Genomic DNA, 420 nt, shown 5'->3' with positions numbered 1-420 from the left:
TTTCAATTGCTGAGTTAATGGAAGATATTGAAGGTCCTGATTTCCCAACTGCTGGACTTATTTTAGGTAAGAGTGGTATTAGACGCGCATATGAAACAGGTCGTGGTTCAATTCAAATGCGTTCTCGTGCAGTTATTGAAGAACGTGGAGGCGGACGTCAACGTATTGTTGTCACTGAAATTCCTTTCCAAGTGAATAAGGCTCGTATGATTGAAAAAATTGCAGAGCTTGTTCGTGACAAGAAAATTGACGGTATTACTGATTTACGTGATGAAACAAGTTTACGTACTGGTGTGCGTGTCGTTATTGATGTGCGTAAGGATGCCAATGCTAGTGTCATTTTAAATAACTTATACAAACAAACACCTCTTCAAACATCATTTGGTGTGAATATGATTGCTCTAGTGAATGGTAGACCGA

The 420-nt window shown here is 39.0% G+C and carries 1 protein-coding gene; it reads left to right on the top strand.

Annotated elements, in window-relative coordinates:
• The coding region (locus C1I92_RS35970; RefSeq protein ID WP_499799517.1) for a DNA gyrase subunit A at window positions 1-420 on the top strand (420 nt) is incomplete at both ends.

The organism is Jiangella anatolica (assembly GCF_003236295.1).
Taxonomy (GTDB): domain Bacteria; phylum Actinomycetota; class Actinomycetes; order Jiangellales; family Jiangellaceae; genus Jiangella; species Jiangella anatolica.
Note: the sequence above shows the minus strand (reverse complement) of the source record. Positions and strands in the feature narration are given on the sequence as shown.